The 18661-nt window shown below is 69.5% G+C and carries 14 protein-coding genes; 8 read left to right on the forward strand and 6 right to left on the reverse strand.

Features of this window, described 5'->3' with window-relative positions; genetic code table 11:
- Positions 1-180 precede the first annotated feature (180 nt).
- The gene (locus K4L06_RS19280; RefSeq protein WP_221672929.1) at positions 181-1578 is read left to right on the forward strand and encodes a GntP family permease; all 1398 of its coding nucleotides are present in this window, start codon (positions 181-183) and stop codon (positions 1576-1578) included.
- 402 nt (positions 1579-1980) lie between these two features.
- Positions 1981-3069, forward strand: coding sequence for a glycoside hydrolase family 99 protein (locus K4L06_RS19285; protein ID WP_221672930.1), 1089 nt, complete (start codon positions 1981-1983; stop codon positions 3067-3069).
- 164 nt (positions 3070-3233) lie between these two features.
- Here the strand turns inward: K4L06_RS19285 and K4L06_RS19290 are convergent, their stop codons facing one another.
- The 4 genes from K4L06_RS19290 to K4L06_RS19305 all read right to left on the reverse strand — a co-directional run bounded on the left by K4L06_RS19290 (position 3234) and on the right by K4L06_RS19305 (position 9669).
- Positions 3234-3773, reverse strand: a complete 540-nt coding sequence (locus tag K4L06_RS19290; RefSeq protein WP_221672931.1) for a response regulator — start codon at positions 3771-3773, stop codon at positions 3234-3236.
- Positions 3770-5005 (reverse strand): ATP-binding protein, encoded by a 1236-nt coding sequence (locus tag K4L06_RS22810; RefSeq protein ID WP_221672932.1) that lies wholly within the window; start codon positions 5003-5005, stop codon positions 3770-3772. The genes K4L06_RS19290 and K4L06_RS22810 overlap by 4 nt, the downstream gene beginning before the upstream one ends.
- 198 nt (positions 5006-5203) lie before the next feature.
- Positions 5204-6673, reverse strand: a complete 1470-nt coding sequence (locus tag K4L06_RS19300; RefSeq protein WP_221672933.1) for a PPC domain-containing protein — start codon at positions 6671-6673, stop codon at positions 5204-5206.
- Positions 6674-6921: 248 nt separating this feature from the next.
- A complete protein-coding gene (locus K4L06_RS19305) occupies positions 6922-9669 on the reverse strand; it encodes a TonB-dependent receptor (protein ID WP_221672934.1) in 2748 nt (915 codons plus the stop codon).
- A gap of 486 nt (positions 9670-10155) precedes the next feature.
- Between K4L06_RS19305 and K4L06_RS19310 the strand changes: the two genes are divergently transcribed.
- Together K4L06_RS19310 and K4L06_RS19315 are read left to right on the forward strand one after the other, a co-directional pair.
- Complete coding sequence (locus K4L06_RS19310) at positions 10156-11904, forward strand: DUF1800 domain-containing protein (protein WP_221672935.1); 1749 nt, start codon at positions 10156-10158, stop codon at positions 11902-11904.
- A gap of 13 nt (positions 11905-11917) precedes the next feature.
- Complete coding sequence (locus K4L06_RS19315) at positions 11918-13345, forward strand: DUF1501 domain-containing protein (protein ID WP_221672936.1); 1428 nt, start codon at positions 11918-11920, stop codon at positions 13343-13345.
- Positions 13346-13406: 61 nt separating this feature from the next.
- Here the strand turns inward: K4L06_RS19315 and K4L06_RS19320 are convergent, their stop codons facing one another.
- Entirely contained in the window at positions 13407-14357 is a 951-nt protein-coding gene (locus K4L06_RS19320; protein WP_221672937.1) for a LysR family transcriptional regulator, read from the reverse strand.
- 137 nt (positions 14358-14494) lie between these two features.
- Here K4L06_RS19320 and K4L06_RS19325 point away from each other — a divergent pair, with 137 nt between their 5' ends.
- The 3 genes from K4L06_RS19325 (at position 14495) to K4L06_RS19335 (ending at position 16934) form a co-directional block, all read left to right on the forward strand.
- Entirely contained in the window at positions 14495-15244 is a 750-nt protein-coding gene (locus K4L06_RS19325) for an SDR family oxidoreductase (RefSeq protein WP_221672938.1), read from the forward strand.
- Positions 15245-15495: 251 nt separating this feature from the next.
- Complete coding sequence (locus K4L06_RS19330) at positions 15496-16116, forward strand: IS1595 family transposase (RefSeq protein ID WP_221672939.1); 621 nt, start codon at positions 15496-15498, stop codon at positions 16114-16116.
- A gap of 404 nt (positions 16117-16520) precedes the next feature.
- Positions 16521-16934: a DUF6006 family protein gene (locus tag K4L06_RS19335; protein ID WP_221672940.1), complete on the forward strand. Its 414-nt coding sequence runs from the start codon at positions 16521-16523 to the stop codon at positions 16932-16934.
- Positions 16935-17050: 116 nt separating this feature from the next.
- On the opposite strand, the gene K4L06_RS19340 is transcribed toward K4L06_RS19335, so the two are convergent.
- Positions 17051-17521, reverse strand: coding sequence for a group II truncated hemoglobin (locus K4L06_RS19340; protein ID WP_221672941.1), 471 nt, complete (start codon positions 17519-17521; stop codon positions 17051-17053).
- Between the two features lie 203 nt (positions 17522-17724).
- Between K4L06_RS19340 and K4L06_RS19345 the strand changes: the two genes are divergently transcribed.
- Positions 17725-18585, forward strand: a complete 861-nt coding sequence (locus K4L06_RS19345) for an AraC family transcriptional regulator (RefSeq protein WP_221672942.1) — start codon at positions 17725-17727, stop codon at positions 18583-18585.
- Positions 18586-18661 lie beyond the last annotated feature (76 nt).

An 18661-nucleotide genomic window follows, 5' to 3' on the forward strand; every position in this document is an offset into this window, starting at 1 on the left:
CCACTCCCGTCCCTCGGCGGGAATGGCGGCGGCAGCAGGACGCTGGCCCCCGCCATGCAGCGCAGACTAGGAGGCCGCCGCCGCCGCGGCTGCTGTACCTTCGGACAATGCCGGGCTCCGGCGGGCTTGCCGACACTGCGTCCACGACGGGCGCCGGGCCCGTCACGGGGAACGAAACCGATGGCGTTTTTGATCGTGCTGGCCGCGCTGTGCTTCCTGATGTACGTCGCCTACCGCGGCCACAGCGTGATCCTGTTCGCTCCGGTGGCCGCGCTCGGCGCGGTGCTGCTGACCGATCCCAGCCTGGTCGCGCCGATGTTCACCGGCCTGTTCATGGACAAGATGGTCGGCTTCCTCAAGTTGTACTTCCCGGTGTTCCTGCTCGGCGCGATCTTCGGCAAGCTGATCGAACTGTCCGGTTTTTCCAAAGCGATAGTCGCCGCCACCATCCGCCTGCTCGGGCGCGAACGGGCGATGCTGTCGATCGTCGCGGTCTGCGCCCTGCTGACCTACGGCGGCGTGTCGCTGTTCGTGGTGGTGTTCGCGGTGTATCCGTTCGCCGCCGAGCTGTTCCGGCAGAGCGACATCCCCAAGCGGCTGATCCCCGGCACGATCGCGCTGGGTGCGTTCACCTTCACCATGGACGCCCTGCCCGGCACGCCGCAGATCCAGAACATCATCCCGACCGCGTTCTTCGGCACCGACACCTGGGCCGCGCCCTGGCTGGGCCTGCTCGGCGGCGTGTTCATCCTGATCGTCGGCCTGAGCTATCTGAACTGGCGGCGCCGGGTCGCCGCCGCGGCCGGCGAAGGCTACGGCGACAACCTGGTCAACGAACCGGCGCCGTTCGCCGGCGACGCCCTGCCCCATCCCATGCTGGCCCTGCTGCCGCTGGTCCTGGTCGGCGTCGCCAACAAACTGCTCAGCGTATGGCTGCCGCAGGTTTACGGCAGCGAGCACCGCTTCGACCCGGCGGTGATCGGCAATGCCGCGCCGGTGGTGCAGGAAGTATCCAAGGTCGCGGCGATCTGGGCGGTCGAGGGCGCGCTGTTGATCGGCATCGCCACGGTGCTGGTCTGCGCCTGGAAGGCGATCGCCGGCCGCTTCGCCGAAGGCAGCAAGGCGGCGATCGGCGGCGCCTTGCTGGCGGCGATGAACACCGCCAGCGAATACGGCTTCGGCGCGGTGATCGCAGCGCTGCCCGGCTTCCTGGTGGTCGCCAACGCGTTGGCCGCGATTCCCAACCCGCTGGTCAACGAGGCGATCACCGTGACCGCCCTGGCCGGCATCACCGGCTCGGCCTCCGGCGGCATGAGCATCGCCCTGGCGGCGATGGCCGACAGCTTCATCGCCAACGCCAACGCCGCCGGCATTCCGATGGAAGTGCTGCACCGGGTCGCGGCGATGGCCTCCGGCGGCATGGACACCCTGCCCCACAACGGCGCGGTGATCACCCTGCTCGCGGTCACCGGCCTGACCCATCGCCAGGCCTACAAGGACGTGTTCGCGATCACCCTGATCAAGACCGCGGCGGTGTTCGTGGTCATCGCCACCTTCTACGCCACCGGGCTGGTTTGAACGTCCGCTGCGCGCCGCCGGAGCGCGTCTGCGACTGTAGGAGCGGCATCCCACGGGGATGTCCTCCGGTCATGAGCCGCGACCTTCGCAGCGTTGCGCGCCGGCGTCCCATCCGAAGGCCGGCGCTCCGAGCGTCGGGAAACGCTTGGACACAGGCGCAGCGACGAAGGATCCAAGCGCAGGCAAGGATCGATTGCGCATCGCCGCCGTTTCGCGCGTAAAGATCCAAACCATTTACGCACCGCCTGCGTCGGCCGTGCCGGGTTCGCGGCACAATGCCGAGCGCGCGGACGTTTGCCATTTTTTGCCACGTCCAAAGCCTTGCCCACGCGCTCCACGGCGCTGGGCGACGCGCGCGGATCGACCTATAGTCGGCCACTCGCCTTCGCTCAGCGTGCCCGCATGCGCCTCGTTCTCGCCGCATTGTTGTGCCTGTCGTCCCTGCTCGCGCCGCCGTCGGCCCGCGCCGCGGAACCCCTCGACCACCGCGCCATCGCCTTCTACTACAACTGGTACGGCAGCCCGGCCGTCGACGGCGAGCGCCTGCATTGGGCGCACGACGTGCTGCCGGAGAACGACCGCGACACCACCCGCAAGCGCATCCCCGGCGACGGCGACATCGCCGCGAACTTCTATCCCCAGCTCGGCGAGTACAGCAGCGCCGACCCGGCGATCATCGAGCGGCATATGCGCATGCTGGTGCAGGCCCGGATCGGCACCCTGGCGGTGACCTGGCTCGGCGTCGACGACCCCAGCTACAAAAGCCTGGCGCCGCTGTTCGCCGCCGCCCAGCGCCACGGCGTAAAGATCTGCTTCCAGATCGAGCCGGCGGCGCGCAAGACCGCCGACGATGCGCGCGCGGCGATCATCGAGATCCTGGACCGCTACGGCCAGCATCCGGCGTTCTACCGCGACGCCAAGACCCAGCGGCCGCTGTTCTTCGTCTACGACTCCTATGTGATCGACCGCAAGCAGTGGGCCCGGGTCCTGAGTCCCGACGGCGCGCAGACCATCCGCGGCGGCGGCTACGACGCCGACGTGCTCGGCCTGTGGGTCGGCGCGGACGAGCACGCCTTCTTCGAGCAGTCCGGTTTCGACGGCTTCTACACCTATTTCGCCAGCCGCGGTTTCAGCTACGGCGCCACCCCGGAGCATTGGCCGGCCTTGCAACGCTGGGCGAAGCAGCACGGCAAGCTGTTCGTGCCCTCGGTCGGACCGGGCTATATCGACACCCGGGTGCGGCCGTGGAACGCCAAGAACACCAAGGACCGCGAGCGCGGCGCCTACTACGACGCGATGTTCCGCGCCGCGATCGACAGCGGCGCGCCCTTGATCGGCATCACCTCGTTCAACGAATGGCACGAGGGCACCCAGATCGAACCGGCGGTGCCGTTCGAGCACGCGGCCTTCGATTATCTCGACTATGCGCCGCGCGCGCCGGACTACTACCTGGACCGTACCGCGTACTGGCTGGAACGCTTCGGCCGCTGAGCCAGCTTTTGTAGGAGCGGCGTGAGCCGCGACAACCGAAGCGACGAAGTACCACGTTGGCTGCCGGCGCAGATCGGCTCAAAGAGCGATCCCGGTCTTCGGCAGCGGCGCTCGCGTCCGTCGCTTCGGTTGTCGCGGCTCACGCCGCTCCTACATGAGCTATGTCAACGCTCGCGCACCGGGCGTTTGGCCAGGCGCCGCTGCAGGGTGCGGCGGTCGACGCCCAGCACCCGCGCAGCGGCGGAGACGTTGCCGCCGCATTCGGCCAGCACCCGTTGCACGTGCTCCCAGCCCTGCCGGCGCAGCGAGGCGGCTTCGGCCGGCGGCTCCGGCACCGCTTCGGCCGCGGGCTCGGCGAAAGACTGCGCCAGGGCCTCGATGTCGAACGGCTTGGGCAGGTAGTTCCAGGCGCCGCGGCGCATCGCATCGACCGCGGTGGCGATGCTGGCGTAGCCGGTAGCCAGCACGATCCGCGCCTGCGGGCAGCGCTGGCGCAGGTCGCGGATCAGCAGCAGGCCGTTGTCGGCGCCGAGCTTGAGATCGAGCACGATCCCGTCCGGGGCGAATTCGTCCAGCGCCGCCAGCGCGCTGTCGGCGTCGTGGCGCGCCTGCACTTCGATCCCGCGCCGCGCCAGCAGCCGGGCCAATACCTGGCAGAACGCCAGGTCGTCGTCGATCAGCAGCATCCGCGCCGGCAGGCTCATGCCGCGCCCTCCGCCTGCGGCGCCAGCAGCGGCAGGTCGACTTCGGTCGCGCAGCCGCCGCCGTCGCGTTCGACCTGGCGCATCCGCCCGCGGCTGCGCTCGATCGCCGCCTTGGAAATCATCAGGCCGATGCCCAGCCCGCCGCCCTCGCCGTCGTGCAGGCGCGGGCGTTCGGCGATGCGCTGCGGCCCGGCGCCGCGGTCGAGGATGCTCAGGATCAGCCAGCCGCTGCGCACCGTGGTCGCGACCTCCACCGGCAGTTCGCGGCCGAGCGCGGCATTGGCGTCGGCGGCGTTGTTGATCAGGTTGATGATCGCCTGCTGCAAGCCGGGGTCGACCCGCACCTCGCCGCCCGCGGCGCCGGCGCGGAACTGGGCGCTGGCGTTGGGCCGCAGCAGGCGCCAGCGGTCGACGCAGGCGTGGACGAAACCGTCGGCCGACTCCACCGTCGGCTCGCCGGCGGCGCCGCGGCGGGCCATCTCGGCCAGTGCGCGCACGTGTTCGCGGCAATGGCTCAGCTGCGCGCGCATCAGCTCGATGTCCTCGCGCGCCGGCGGCGCTTCGTGGGCCAGCCAGTCGTCGACCAGCAGGCCCATGGTCGCCAGCGGCGTATTGAGCTCGTGTGCGGTGCCGGCGGCGAGCGAGCCCAGCGCCGACAGCGATTCGTCGCGGATCGCGCGCTCGCGCGCTTCCGACAGCCGCCGCCGCTGTTCGCGCACCACGCTCATGAACCGGCTCAGCACCACCGCCATGATTCCGGCCGAGAGCAGGAAGTTGATCCACATCCCGGTCACGTGCAGCTGGAAATCGCCGCCGTGCATATGCGGCAAGGGGATGTTGTGGCGCATCAGCCAGGTGTACAGGGCCGCGGTCAGCGCGGTCAGTCCCAGCATCGGCGCGATGTCCAGGCCGATCGCCGCCACCGCCACCGGCAACAGGTACAGCGAGACGAAGGGATTGGCCGGGCCGCCGGAGAAGTACAACAAGGCGGTCAGGGTCAGCAGGTCGACCAGCAGTTGCAGGATCAGCGCGCGCGGGCCGGCGTCGCGATGGCGCAGCGACCACCAATGGCTGAGCACGTTGAACGCCAGCAGCCCGGACGAGATCGCCAGCAGCTCGCGGGCCGGGATCGGCAGATTGAGGCGCTGGACCACGAACACCACGGTCAGCATCTGCCCGGCCACGGCCATGTATCGCAGGTAGATCAGCAATTGCAGCACGGCTCGGCCCACGGAACGCGACAGCCGGATTATCGCATCCCGGCGCGGCCGCGCCGGGGGCTGCGGCGATCGGTCCCGGGCGGCGGGTCAGTTCGCCTGGTGGTGCGCCGCGCGCCGGCGCTCAACGCCCGGTCCTGAGCGGCGCAGGCGATCGCGAAAAAGCGGGCCTGCGCCCGCTTTTTCGTCTTGCTGCGCGTCGGCGGGCGGCGCTTAGAGATCGGCCTGCACGGTAACGCCGGAGTAGTTCGAATAGCCGAACACGCCGATGTAGAACTCGCCGGTGGGCGGATTGTTGACCAGCACGCCCTCGTTGCTGCCGTCGCGCGCCGGGCTGAGGTCGAACACGTCCTCGGTCGGCGCCGAACCGTGCTTGAGGAACAGGTCGGCATCGCCGGCGCCGCTCATGGTGACGCTGAAGCTGGCCTGGCCCGGCGGCACGAACAGCTTGTAGTAGCGGAACGATCCGCTGGCTCCGGCCAGGCCGCCGACCGCGACGCCGCTGCTCAGTTCGGTGGCCGCGACCGCCTCGTCCAGCAGGTAAGGCCGCGCATGCATGCGCACCGTGCTGCCGTCGTACTGGCCCCAGATAGGCAGGAACCGGCCCGAATGGCCGACGCAGAGTTCATGGAAACCGAACACCTGCGCATCAGCCGGCGCCTGGTCGATGCGGAACACGGCACCGACCGGGCTGCCGTCCTTGCGGTACTGACGGGCCCACATCCGTGGCGACGAGTACCAATCGTCGCGGTCCTCGCCCGCGGCCCACATCACCACGAAACCGCCGTCCTCGGCCACGCCGACGCGCGGGTCCATCGCCGACGCCGCGCCCTCGTCGACCGTAACCGGCCCGCCCAGCTTGGCGCCCGACGGCGCGTAACGCTGGAAGCGGATCGCACCGCGGTAAGACAGGTCGTTGTGTTCCAGCCACACGCCGACCTGGTCGCCGTTCTGGTTTCCGGCGATGGACGAACGCGAGGCCCGCGCCCACGGGTCGCTGCCGATGTCGAAGGGCTGCACCACGTTTCCGGCGGCGTCGAAGCGGATCGTGCCGACCCGGCTGAAGGATTGCCCCTCGGCGCCGTACTCCCAGACCAGCGAGAAGCGGCCGGCGCCGTCGATGGCGAAATCCCAGGGGCCACGCGGCCGCGCCGCGCCGTTGCCGCTGGCCGCGGTCAGCACCGCACTGCGCGGGGTACCGTCACGCTCGAACACCCGTGCGCGGATCGCCTGCCAGCCGCTGCCGTCGTCCTCCTGCCAGGCCACCGCGAACACCCCGTTGTTGTTCATCGCCACACGTGCGACCCAGGCCTGGCCGTTGCCGGGATCGACGCGGAAGCGCGGCGTCAGCACACCGCCATCGCGGGTGTAGACCGCCGCATGAATCGCGGAATGATCTTCGGCTTCCTCCACCACCACGTAGTTGCCCAGGCGGTCGGTCGCCAGATCGGCCAGCGGCACGCCCGGCAGCACCTGCGGTGCGCTCCAGATCGGCGCGCCTTGGCGGTCGTAACGATTGATCCGGGTCGTGCCGGAGGCCGCGTCCGGCAGCATCAGCACGGCCTCTCCGCCCGCGCCGACCGCGCAGCGCATTTCCGCTGCGGGATTGTCCTGGGCCAGGCCCGGCACTACGTAGGCATTGCCCAGGGCGCCGGCCGAAGCCGGCGCGATCGCCAGCGCCATCAGCGCCGTCAGCCCCGCGGCTATAGCGGGTCGAGCGCCGGGTCCTAGCCGATGGTGCTTTTCGTTTGCTTCGCGCTTCCGTACTGCGTCTCGTCCTGCGGACATCCTGTTCCTCCTGTGGTGCGGCCCATGCCGGCGCATCTGCGCCTGGGCGCTCCTCATTGTCGCCCAGCCCGGTTGCACCGGTTGCGACAGGACGGATGCCGCTGCGGCCGCGGCCCGGGTCGTCCGGGCCGCAGCCACGGCGTTCAGCGGAAGCGGTAGTTCACTTCCAGCCAGAACTGGCGACCGTAAGGGTCGTAGTTGCCGACCGGATAGAACGGCCAGCCGCCGCCGCTGCGGTCGGCCGGCGGGCGCGAGTCGCGCAGGTTGTTGACGATCAGCGCGACCGATCCCTGTTCGTTGAAGCGATAGGACACGCTGCCGTTGTAGCGCGCGTACGGGGCGATGCGGCCGCTGCCGTCGCCGTTGGGCAGGCTGCCGTAGCGCAGGCCGGTCAGGTTGGCGGTCCAGTCGCCGATGTTCCAGGTCACTCCGGCATTGACCTTGCTGCGCCAATCGGTGGAATCCAGCGAGTCGCGCAGGTCGATCGCCGGATCGTCTTCGAACTGGCGGTAGTCGTGCTTGAGCACCAGGGTGTAGCCCAGGCGCGCGGCGAAGTCGCCGTAGCGGCCCGCGCTCCAGCGTAGGTTGCTCTTCAGGTCGATGCCGTCGGTGCGCTCGGAGGCGGCGTTGATCGCGTTGATCAGCACCCGCCGCACCTGGTCCGGCTGCACCGGCGCGTCGGACGGGTTGCGGATCACCCGGCTGAGCGCGTTCTGGCACAGCGGCGAACGGATGTCGCGCGGTTCGCCGCCGACGGTGCGGCCCAGGCGGCAGTCGGCCTCCTCGCGCAGGATGCGGCTGCTGCTGAGGTTGGTGACTTCGTCCTCCAGGCGGATGCTGTAGTAGTCCAGCGACACGTCGAAGCGCTCCGACGGCGACCACACCAGGCCCACGCCGTACGACTTTCCGGCCTCCGGCTTCAGGTCAGGATTGCCGCGGCTGGTGTAGTCGATCGCCAGGCCGGAGTAGTCGCAGTCGTCGTAGGGCTGGCCGGCGGTGCGGCAACGCCAGTAGTCGGTCATGCCCGGGCTATAGCCGCGGGTTTCGGCGGCGAAGATGTAGTTCATGTCCGGCGCGCGGAAGCTGGTCGCGGCGGTCGCGCGCAGCAGCAGGCTGTCGAACGGACGGAACTCCAGGCCGGCGTTCCAGGTCGCCTTGCCCGACTTGCGCCCGGCGAAGCGGAATTCGTCGTAGCGCGCCGCCGCCGAGGCGGTCAGGCGCGAGAACAGCGGCACGCTGATTTCGGCGCCGATCGCGTAACGGTCGCGTTCGCCTTCGGCGCGCACGCCGGCGCTGGTGTTCCAGAAGGTGCCGTCGCCAAGGTGCGGGTCGGGCCGGTTGATATAGCCCTGGTTGCCGGCCTCGACCACGCCGGCGAAACCGACCGGGCCGGCCGGCAGCTCGAACAGTTCGCCGTTGACGGTGAAGGCCAGGTTCTGGATCCAGGCGGCGTTGTCGCTTTCGTGGAAGCCGGTCAGGCGCTCGTAGTCGGCCGGTGTCAGCGGCCGGTACAGGCGCGAGGGGTCCGGGTTATACACGCCGATGCCGTTGCGCGTGCCCAGGCGCGGGCCGAGGTAGAACTCGTTGATCCCGGCCAGGAACTGGCGGCGCTTGGTCTGGTTCTCGTAGCGGCCGCGGTTGTAGGCCAGCTCGTAGTCCCAGCCCGATTCGCCGAAGCTGCCGCGCACGCCGGCGGTGAAGGCCCAGGAGCGCTCCAGGAAGCGGTTGTTGTTGGCGTGCGCCGAGCCGATTTCCTCCGGCGCGATGCGCCGGTACCAGATCTCGTTGAGGCCCGTGGCCTGGTTGTAGAAATAGTTGTTGTCCGAGGTCCAACTCGGCGCGCGGGTGTTGTTCTGGATGCTCGACACGCCCAACTGCACGTCGGCGAACAGGTCGGTGCGGTCGTTGAGGTGCCAAGTCAGCGAGCCGTAGGCGTCGGCGTTCTTCTTCTCGGTCTGCACGGTCCAGAACGCCGGTGCGGCCTCGTTGCTGCCGCAGTACCAGCCCTGGCGCGGATTGTTGGCGCGGAAGGTCGAACCGCCGTACAGGCCGCCGAGGGTCGCGCAGTTCGCGCCCGGGTCGATGAAGCCGTTGCTGCGCGCGTTGCGGCGGAACCCGACCTGGGTCGGCAGCAGCGCGGTGCCGGCCGGGTTGTCGAGCAGCGAATCCATGAAATCGCGCTGGTCGCCCCAGATCGCCTCGCGGTTCAGCAGTTCGATGCCGAACACCGAATCGAACCGCTCGCCGGACCAGCCGCTGACCAGTTGCAGGCGCTGGTTCTGGCCGCCGCCGTGTTCGGTGCCGCCGACGCGCAGGTTGACTTCGGTGCCTTCGAACTTGTCCTTGAGGATGATGTTGACCACGCCGGCCACCGCGTCGGAGCCGTACACCGCCGAGGCGCCGCCGGCCAGCACTTCGATCCGCTTGATCAGCGCGCTGGGAATGTTGGCCAGGTTGACCACGTTGACCGAACCCTCGTAAGCCAGCGGGTAGTCGGCCAGGCGGCGGCCGTTGACCAGCACCAGGGTGTGGTTGGGGCCGAAGCCGCGCAGGTTGATGGTGTTGGCGGCCGGCGTGAACGTGTTGCCGAAGTCTTCGCCCTGCACCGAACCGGTGTTCTGGGTCAGCGCGCTGACCGCGTCGAAGGCGCTGCGATAGCCCTGCGCGTCGATGTCTTCCTTGCTGATCACGGTGACCGGCGACGGCCCTTCCAGGCTGGCGCGCGGAATGCGCGAGCCGGTGACCACGACCTGTTCCAGATCGGTGGTGGCGCCGGCGGGCGGACCGGCGGGCGCGGTCTCCGCGGCGAGTGCGGGAGCGGCGAGCGCCGGCAGCGCCAGCGCGAGCAAAACGGAAAGCGGACGGCGTCGCAGCCGCAGGGCAGCGTGCATGGAGGATCCTCGACAGTGGGGTTGGACCGGCCGCCGGGACTGCACCCCCGTGCCCGCGGTACGGCGTTCCGGCCATGGTTGTTGCTATGCAGCATGCGCAGAAATGAACCCCGCGCATCTGCTTATGGCGAGCCGGCATTTGCCTGTCGCCAGCGAAGCTGCGCCGCACGGCGCAGCAAGGCTACGCAGCGGCGCACGCGCGATCCGCGCAACGCGTCGCGACTCTCGAACGTGGACGGCGTTCGCGCAATCGCCAGAATCGGCAAGCCGTCGCGCTCGACGCGCGCCGCGACGCACGCGACCGACGTGACTTCGCGCACGCGGACAACGGTACCGGTGACGAACGCGTCAAAGCGCGTGCGCCGGAGCGCATCGAAACGGTGACGCAGCGCAGCTCACGGCGAATGGATCTGTGACGCAGCCAAGGCTTTGCCGCGAACGGGCGGCATTAAGCTCGCGCTCCCTGAACGAGGTCGCAGGACTGCCATGAACCGCACGCTTTCCGCTTCAGAACAGGCGGCGACTCGCAGCCGGCTGGTGCAGCGCTACGGCGCGCTCGGCCGCAGCGCGCCGTCGAAGGCCGCGCGCGCCAAGCTCGCCGGCGAGGCACCGCCGCTGGCCGACGCGTTCGCCGCGGCGCTGCCGCTGGACCTGCCGCGGCCGCCGTTCTGGATCCGCGTGCTCGGCAACCTCAGCTACGGCGCCACGCCGCAGTCGATCGCCGAATTCAACGCGCTCGGCACCACCGACACCCAGCGCCTGGCCAACTACGTCGACTGGCAGTTGGACTGGCGCGCGATCGACGACAGCGCGGTCGAAACCCGCCTGGCCAACGCCGGCTACACCACCCTGGGCAAGTCGCTGATCCAGTTGTGGACCGACCACGTCAAGCCCAACCCGGCCTACGAAGTGCGCATGCGCCCGGCCTGGGAATGCCAGCGCGCGGCGCTGGTGCGCGCGGTGCACTCCAAGCGCCAGCTGCACGAGATCATGGTCGGCTTCTGGCACGACCACTTCAACGTCACCGTCGGCGACTACGACGCCGGCCCGGTGTACGTGCACTACCAGCGCGACGTGATCCGGCCGAACGCGCTGGGCAACTTCCGCACCATGCTGGAGGAAGTGGCCAAGAGCACCTCGATGCTCTACTACCTCGACAACGCCTCCAACACCCGCGCCGGCCCGAACGAGAACTTCGCCCGCGAACTGCTCGAACTGCACACGCTGGGCGCGGAGAACTACCTGGGCTTCATGGATCCGTTCCAGGTGCCGCCGGATGCGCAGGACCCGAGCTATCCGGCCGGCTATACCGACATCGACGTGTACGAGACCGCCTCGGCGTTCACCGGCTGGTCGATCAAGAACGGCCACTGGGAATTCCCCAACGACAACGACGGCAGCTTCGTCTACCGCCAGTCCTGGCACGACGCCGGCCCCAAGTTCCTGCTCGGCCGCATGCTCTACCCCGAGCAGCCGGCGATGAAGGACGGCCGCGACGTGCTCGACCGCCTCGCCAGCCATCCGGGCGTGGCGCGCTTCGTGTGCAAGAAGCTCATCCGCCGCTTCATCAGCGACACGCCGGATCCGACGATGGTGCAAAGCGCCGCGGCGATCTTCCGCCAGAACTGGCGCAGCCCGGACCAAATCGCCCTGACCCTGCGCCATATCCTGGTGTCGACCGCGCTGGCGCAGACCTGGGGCGCCAAGGCGCGGCGCCCGTTCGAGGCCGTCGCCGCGGCGATGCGCACCCTCGGCAGCGACTGGACCATCGCCGTCGGCACCCAGAAGAGCGACGAATTCGCCTGGCGCATGGGCTTCACCGGCCATGCGCCCTACGACTGGCCGGCGCCGAACGGCTACCCGGACACGCATCAGGCCTGGTCGGGTTCCAGCAGCTATGCGATGACCTGGAAGCTGCTCAACTGGATGACCGAAACCAGCGACGGCGGCGTGCCGCTGGCGCCGATCCTGGCGACCACGCGCGCGCAGGTGCCGCAGTGGACCGCGACCAAGCTGGTCGACTTCTGGTGCCGGCGCATTCTCGGCTATCTGCCGACCGCGGCGCGGCGCCAGACCCTGATCGCCTTCATGGCCCAGAACGGCGACCCGGCCACCTACGTCGTCACCGATACCAACGCCTGGGCCGGTACCGACCTCAAGCGCCACTACAACCAGGAACGGCTGCGCAGCATGGTCTCGCTGATCCTGATGTCGCCCGAATTCCTCAGCCGCTAGCAGGACGCCCGCCATGACCCTGACCCGACGCGAATTCCTCAAGGGCACCTGCGCCACCGCCGCGGCCGGCGCCGTCGCCGGCCCGTCGCTGCTGTTCGCCCCTTCCGCCCACGCCGCCGCCAACGGCCACGACACGGTGATCCACCTGTTCCTGCGCGGCGGCCTGGACGGGCTCAACCTGGTGGTGCCGATCGACGGCGCCGACCGCACGTTCTACGAACAGGCCCGGCCGAACCTGGCGATCGCCGCGACCGGCACCTACGGCGCGCTGCCGCTGACCCTGGCCAGCGGCGCCGGCACCGGCTTCGGCCTGCACCCCTCGGCGAGCGGCCTGCGCGACCTGTGGAACGCCGGCCACCTCGCCATCGTCCACGCCTGCGGCCTGGCCAGCAGCGTGACCCGCAGCCACTTCGACGCCCAGCTCTACATCGACCTGGGCACGCCGGGCCAGCAAGGCATCGGCAGCGGCTGGATGGCGCGGGCGATGAACGTGCAGCCCAACCTCAACGGCGCCGAGCAACTGCCGGCGTTGGGCGTGGCCTCGCGCCAGCCCACCGGGCTGTTGGGTTCGGTGCAGGCGCTGACCATGTCCAGCCCGGGCGATTTCGCCCTCAACGCCGGCGCCTGGTCGTGGCAGCGCACCCGCACCGATTCGCCGGCCGGGCTGCGCGGCGTCAACGAAACCCTGGGCAGCCTGTGGGCCGGCAGCACCGCGCTGGAACTCGGCGGCCAGCGCGCCGACCGTTCGCTGCAGGTGATCGCGCGCCAGTCCTACAGCGCGGCGCCGACCGGCTGGCCGAACAGCGACTTCGCCCGCCAGTTGTGGACCATCGCCCAATCGATCCAGTTCAACCTCGGCCTGCACTACGCCACCCTCGACCTGGGCGGCTGGGACACCCATAACGGCCAGGGCACCGCCGGCAGCGGCTATCACTACTACCAGAACAAGATCGCCGAACTGTCGCAGGCGCTGGCCGCGTTCTACGCCGCGCTCGACAGCAGCGGCCACGCTTCGCGGGTAACCGTGATCGTGCAGTCCGAGTTCGGCCGCCGGGTGCGCGCCAACGCCAGCGGCGGCACCGATCACGGCTACGGCAATCCGGTGCTGGTGCTCGGCGGGCCGGTCAACGGCCGGCGCTTCTACGGCAGTTGGTCGGGCCTGGATCCGGAAATCCTCTCGCCGCATTTCGGCGACGTGCCGGTCACCACCGACCACCGCCAGGTGCTGTCGGAGATCCTGGTCAAGCGGATGGGCAACAGCAACCTGGCGACGATCTTCCCGGGCTACGCCAATTACGCGCCGCTGGGCCTGATGCGCGATTTCGGCACCCTGGCCAAGCCCGCGCCGCGCCTGCGCGCGCGCCCGATCAAGCCTGCGGCGGCCGACGAACCCGACTTGCTCGAACGCCTGATGCGCTATGTGCAGGAGTTGGTGGACTGAGCCGGGACTGAGCCGGGACTCGGGACTCGGGACTGGGGACTCGGTTCAAGAGCGTATCCGCCTATCCGAGCTTACCGCCCTGCTCCCGAGTCCCCAGTCCCGAGTCCCGAGTCCCACCGAACTTGTCCGCAAACACCTGCGCCACCCAATCCACGAACACCCGCACCCGCGGCGACAGTTGTCGGTGCTGCGGATACAGCACCGACACCGGCACGCCGGGGCTGGCGTAATCGGCCAACACTTCGATCAGGCGGCCATCGGCCAACTGCGCTTCGACGCCGTGGCGCGGCAACTGGATCAGCCCGCAACCGCGCACCGCGGCGGCGACATAGCAGGCCGCGTCGCTGACCGAAATCCAGCCGTCCAGGGCGTACGCGCGCAACTCGCCGTCGACGGTCAGCTCGAACGGGTAGCGCAGGTCGCGGTTGCTGGCGAAGAAACCCACCGCCTGATGCGCCGACAACTGGTCGGGATGGCGCGGCGTGCCGAAGCGCCGCAGATACTCCGGGCTGGCGCAGACCACTTCCGGCATCACCGCCAGCCGCTTCGCCACCAGGCTGGAATCGCGCGGCTGCCCCGAGCGCACCACGCAGTCGATGCCCTCGCGCACCAGGTCGACCAGCCGATCGCCGCTGCTGATCGCCAGATCGACCTGTGGATAGCGCGCGCGGAACTCGTCGATGCGCGGCAGGATGATCCCGGTCGCGTGGCTGCCGTGCAGGTCCAACCGCAACACCCCGCGCGGATTGCGCGCCACCGCGGTCAGGGCCGACTCGGCATCGTCGAGTTCGGCCAGCACGTGCACGCAGCGCTCGTAGTACGCCTGTCCGTCCAGGGTCGGACGCACTTGGCGGGTAGTGCGCTCGAGCAGGCGCACGCCCAGGCGCGCCTCGAGCTGCTTGATCGCGTGGGTGGCGGTGGCCTTGGGCAGGTCGAGCACGGCCGCGGCGCGGGTGAAACTGCCCAGCTCGACGATGCGGACGAACAGGCGCAGGGCATCGAAGCGGTCCACGGGCAGGCTCCGGGCATTGTTGGCGATTATTGAATTGTATTGTCTGATCCGACTTATTTATCCAGGAACAGGCAATACGCAGACTGCTCCCACCGCGAAGCCGGGCCTCCCGCCCGGCCGCCCACCGGAGCCTCGCCATGACCGTCTCGCCCTCCCCGACCCGCGTCGCCCTCGTCACCGGCGCCTCGCGCGGCCTCGGCCGCGCCATCGCCCTGCGCCTGGCCGCCGACGGCCACGCCGTGGCGGTCAACTACGCCGGCAACGCCGCCGCGGCCGAAGCCGTGGTCGCACAGATCCAGGCCGGCGGCGGCCAGGCCGTCGCGGTCCAGGGCGACGTCGCCGACGCCGACGACGTGCAGCGCGTGTTCGATCTGGCCGAACACCGCTATGGGCGCCTCGACACGGTGGTCAACAGCGCCGGGGTGATGCCCTACCAGCCGATCGCCGGCGGCGATCTGGCCGAGTTCGACCGGGTCGTCGCGATCAATCTGCGCGGCGCGTATCTGGTGCTGGGCCAGGCCGCGCAGCGGTTGGGCGAAGGCGGCCGCATCGTCGCCCTGTCGACCAGCGTGATCGGCAAGGCCTTTCCGACCTATGGCCCCTACATCGCCTCCAAGGCCGGCGTCGAAGGCCTGGTGCACGTACTCGCCAACGAACTGCGCGGACGCGGCATCACCGTCAACGCGGTAGCACCGGGCCCGATCGCCACCGAGTTGTTCCTCAACGGCAAGAGCGAGGAGCAGGTCGCCCACTTCCGCGGCCTGGCGCCGCTGGAGCGCCTGGGCACGCCGGAAGAGATCGCCGCCGCGGTGTCCTTCCTCGCCGGCCCCGACGGCAGCTGGGTCAACTCGCAGGTGTTGCGGGTCAACGGCGGCTACGTGTTCTGAGCCGCCTGCGCCAACGCCCCTCCGCCTCCCAGACCCGCTTTTGCTTCCGCGTTGTTCACCCCTTCGGCTTTGTTCCCCCCTTTGAAAAAGGTAATTCCCTACGAATCTGGACCAGATTAGGCTGGTTCCAGATGCAAAAATGTCCTGTTTGCCAACGTGCGCGGCCATGGAAATTGAGCGATGGACGGCTCAAGTGCCGGGCGTGCGCCCATCGCTTTCGTCCGGCCGTCTTGGCCTGGGAATCGGTCCGATTGAGCGCTTCCCAGAAGCGGCAACTGATCGAACGTTTCGCTCTGGGCGTACCGGTCTACCGGCAGCGATTCCGGCCCGTATGCAGCCCGGCCACGGCAGAAAAGTTCTACCGCGTCCTGCGGGCTTGCTGCGCCTTCGAAGAGCAGTGGCGAGGGCCGTTCGATGGGGTCGTGGAATGCGACGAAACTACGTTTGGCGGCATACGTCATGGCAAAACCGGTTGGGGCGCCGCCGGCAAGGTGATCGTGTTCGGCATCGTCAAGCGCAACGGCCAGGTCAAGGCCATGCCGATCGCGGCGCACGATCGCGACAGCGTGATGCAGCAGATCGAGGCGCACACCCGCGAAGGGTCGCTGTACTACACCGACCGCTGGCAGGCGTACGCCACGCTGAAGCTACGAGGCGACCACGTGATGATCCGCAAGGAGAAGGGCAAGCCGGTCGGACGCGACCACATCAACGGCATCGAAGGCTTCTGGAGCTACGCCAAGAACTGGTTAGCCCCGTACCGTGGGGTGCCCGCCAATTCTTCCATCTGTATTTGGGTGAAGTTTGCTACCGCTACAACCACCGGGCCGAAGACCTGCAAGCCTTGCTGGACAAGGCTCTGCGGGTCATAGACCTTGACCAAATCACTCCACTTTTGGTCCAGAAACGTTAGGAATTACCTTGAAAAAGGGGGCCATGGTTCGCGCGCGTCGCGCAGGCACCTGCCCTAGCGGTTCCCCCCCTTTGAAACGCTACTCCCCCTTGAATGCTGTTCCCCCCTTTGAAAAAGGGGGGCTAGGGGGGATTTGCTTTTGCTTCGCTCCGCACACCGATTCCAGCGCCTCGCCCCGGTCGCGGCTCACGCCGCTCCTACAAACGCCGCAGCGCGCCCAAGAAGCTCCGCTGGGCCGCCGAACGGCTTGCTGAATCGCGGCGCGGCGCTGTCGCGGCCCATGGCCGACGCCCGGCTGGCCTGAGCCGCACCGCAGCGGCGTTGGCCTGGATGACGGAACGGGGGCCCTCAGGAGCAGTCGCCATGAATTCGTTCGGACATCGTCCCACCCTGTTCGTCCTCGTCCTCGCCCTGGGCACCGCCCATTGCGCCCCCGCCCAGGCCAGCCAGGTCGGCGGCTGGTGGGGCGGCGACTGGACCTGCACCATCGACGGGCGCCCGGCGCGGATGCGCTGGACCGCGGTCGACGATACCCACGTCGATTGCGACGGCGACGAAAGTTGCAGCCAGAGTTCCGGCGCGCGCTGGCGCGGCCGTTTCTCCGACAACGGTTCGGCCTGGGTGGCGCTGAACAATCCGCGCCCCGGCGTACGGGGCGGGCTGTTCTTCAATCACGCCGACGGCAATCGCTGGTACCTGCCACGGCCGAGCAACGGCCGCAGCAACGGCTGGACGACCTGGAACGGCCAGCGCTATCCCCTCTCGTGTTGGCGCTGACGCCCGCTGGGCGCGCCTGAGTCGGCACGCGCGGATCGGCGTGTGCGGCCGACATGCGCGGGCCGACGCGCGCCGGCGATGGTGCGTGGCGAAGATGCGCCCCGCCGCGAGGCGAATCAGGGCAAATACGGCCCTTTCGCCTCGCCCCAACCCCAGCGCGGCATCGGCGCGTCCGCGTCCACGCTCGCGCCGGGCTGCGAATTGATCACCGCCAGACGCGACCCCCACTCCAGATAACCGACCAGGGCCGAGCGGAACTCCGGGTCGTCCGGCAGGCCGAGCTGATCGGCGGTGTCGAGCAGCAACTCCATCCAGCGCCGGCGCTGCGGCTGGGCGAGATGGCGGTTGAGGTGCTGGCGGATCATCTGCGGATGGCCGCCGTGGCGCCGCGAGTAGTCGTCCGGACCGCCCAACACCTCGGCCAGGAACGCAGCCACGTGCGCCGGATGATCGCCGCCCATATGCGCGAACACCGGCGCCAGCAGCGCGTCCTCGCGCACTCGCTGGTAGAAGCGTTCGGTCAGCCGCTGCAACGCGGCGCTGCCGCCGCACCATTGGTACAGGCTCGGTATTGCGGTGTCGCTCATGCAGGCTCCGGCAGGCGATCGCGCCCCGGACAGGCGAGCGGTCCGTCACGGCGATCGGATCGCGCACGTTGCGCCGCCGACGCCTCTGCGAATGCGACCGCGCGCACGTTCGCACAGACCCTTACCGGATCGCGATGCCGCCGCCGGCCCGCGGGTGCACTCCGGCACATGCCGCCCGCGCCGGCGCGGACCAGCATCCGCGCATGAGCGACCGCCCTGCCTGCTACCCCGATCCTTCGACCGAGCTGTCGGCGGCCGGTTCGGCGCTGCCGCAACTCGACGTGCTGACCTCGCCGGTACCGGTCGGCCGCTTCGACTCGCCGCTGGACGACCGCCACGTGCTCTGCCTGCACCTGGGCGCACCGGTGCCGGTGTCCTACCGCGCCGGCCGCCACGAGTGCCAGGGCGTACGCCTGCACGGCCAGTTCTGCGTCGTGCCCGGCGGCAGCAGCACGCGCTGGACCCTGAGCCGGCCGGCGCGCTCGCTGCTGCTGCGGCTGACGCCGTCGCTGTGGCGCGACACCGCGCACAGCCTGGGCGCCGGATCGGGCGACCAACTCGCGCCGGCGATCCATATCCGCGATCCCCAGGTCGAACGCATCGGCTGGATGATGCAGGCCGAAGAACGCGACGGCTTCCCCGGCGGGCGCCTGTTCGCCGACGGCCTGGCGTCGGCACTGGCGGCGCGCCTGCTCGCGCTGCAGTCGCGCAAGCCCCTGGCGGCGGGTCCGGCCGGCGCGCTGCCGGCGTGGCGCCTGCGCCAGGTGCTCGAATACATCGAAGCGCACCTGGAGCGCGACCTGCGCCTGGCCGAACTGGCGGCGGTCGCCGGCTTCAGCGTGTCCCACTTCAAGCCTTTGTTCAAACAGGCCACCGGCCTGCCCGCGCATCGCTTCGTGCTGGAACGGAGGGTCGAGCGCGCACGCACGCTGCTGCAGGAAGGCCGCGGCAGCATCAGCGACATCGCCCAGGCCTGCGGCTTTTCCCACGCCAGCCACATGGCCCGCAGCCTGCGCCGGTCGCTGGGCGCGACCCCGTCGCAGATCGCCGCGGCGGCGCATTGAGCGCAGCGTCCCGAACCGGCCGGCGCCGCGCGCACCGATCGGATCCAGCGCGATCGCATCGAGCCCGATCCGATCT

This window comes from Lysobacter sp. BMK333-48F3, assembly GCF_019733395.1.
In the GTDB taxonomy this organism is placed as follows: domain Bacteria; phylum Pseudomonadota; class Gammaproteobacteria; order Xanthomonadales; family Xanthomonadaceae; genus Lysobacter.

What these genes read in the sequence shown, in the direction of transcription:
- K4L06_RS19280 (WP_221672929.1), top strand. Translation starts at nt 181, where the DNA reads ATGGCGTTTTTGATCGTGCTGGCCGCGCTGTGCTTCCTGATGTACGTC.
- K4L06_RS19285 (WP_221672930.1), top strand. Translation starts at nt 1,981, where the DNA reads ATGCGCCTCGTTCTCGCCGCATTGTTGTGCCTGTCGTCCCTGCTCGCG.
- K4L06_RS19290 (WP_221672931.1), bottom strand. Translation starts at nt 3,773, where the DNA reads ATGAGCCTGCCGGCGCGGATGCTGCTGATCGACGACGACCTGGCGTTC.
- K4L06_RS19300 (WP_221672933.1), bottom strand. Translation starts at nt 6,673, where the DNA reads ATGGCGCTGGCGATCGCGCCGGCTTCGGCCGGCGCCCTGGGCAATGCC.
- K4L06_RS19305 (WP_221672934.1), bottom strand. Translation starts at nt 9,669, where the DNA reads ATGCACGCTGCCCTGCGGCTGCGACGCCGTCCGCTTTCCGTTTTGCTC.
- K4L06_RS19310 (WP_221672935.1), top strand. Translation starts at nt 10,156, where the DNA reads ATGAACCGCACGCTTTCCGCTTCAGAACAGGCGGCGACTCGCAGCCGG.
- K4L06_RS19315 (WP_221672936.1), top strand. Translation starts at nt 11,918, where the DNA reads ATGACCCTGACCCGACGCGAATTCCTCAAGGGCACCTGCGCCACCGCC.
- K4L06_RS19325 (WP_221672938.1), top strand. Translation starts at nt 14,495, where the DNA reads ATGACCGTCTCGCCCTCCCCGACCCGCGTCGCCCTCGTCACCGGCGCC.
- K4L06_RS19335 (WP_221672940.1), top strand. Translation starts at nt 16,521, where the DNA reads ATGAATTCGTTCGGACATCGTCCCACCCTGTTCGTCCTCGTCCTCGCC.
- K4L06_RS19340 (WP_221672941.1), bottom strand. Translation starts at nt 17,521, where the DNA reads ATGAGCGACACCGCAATACCGAGCCTGTACCAATGGTGCGGCGGCAGC.
- K4L06_RS19345 (WP_221672942.1), top strand. Translation starts at nt 17,725, where the DNA reads ATGAGCGACCGCCCTGCCTGCTACCCCGATCCTTCGACCGAGCTGTCG.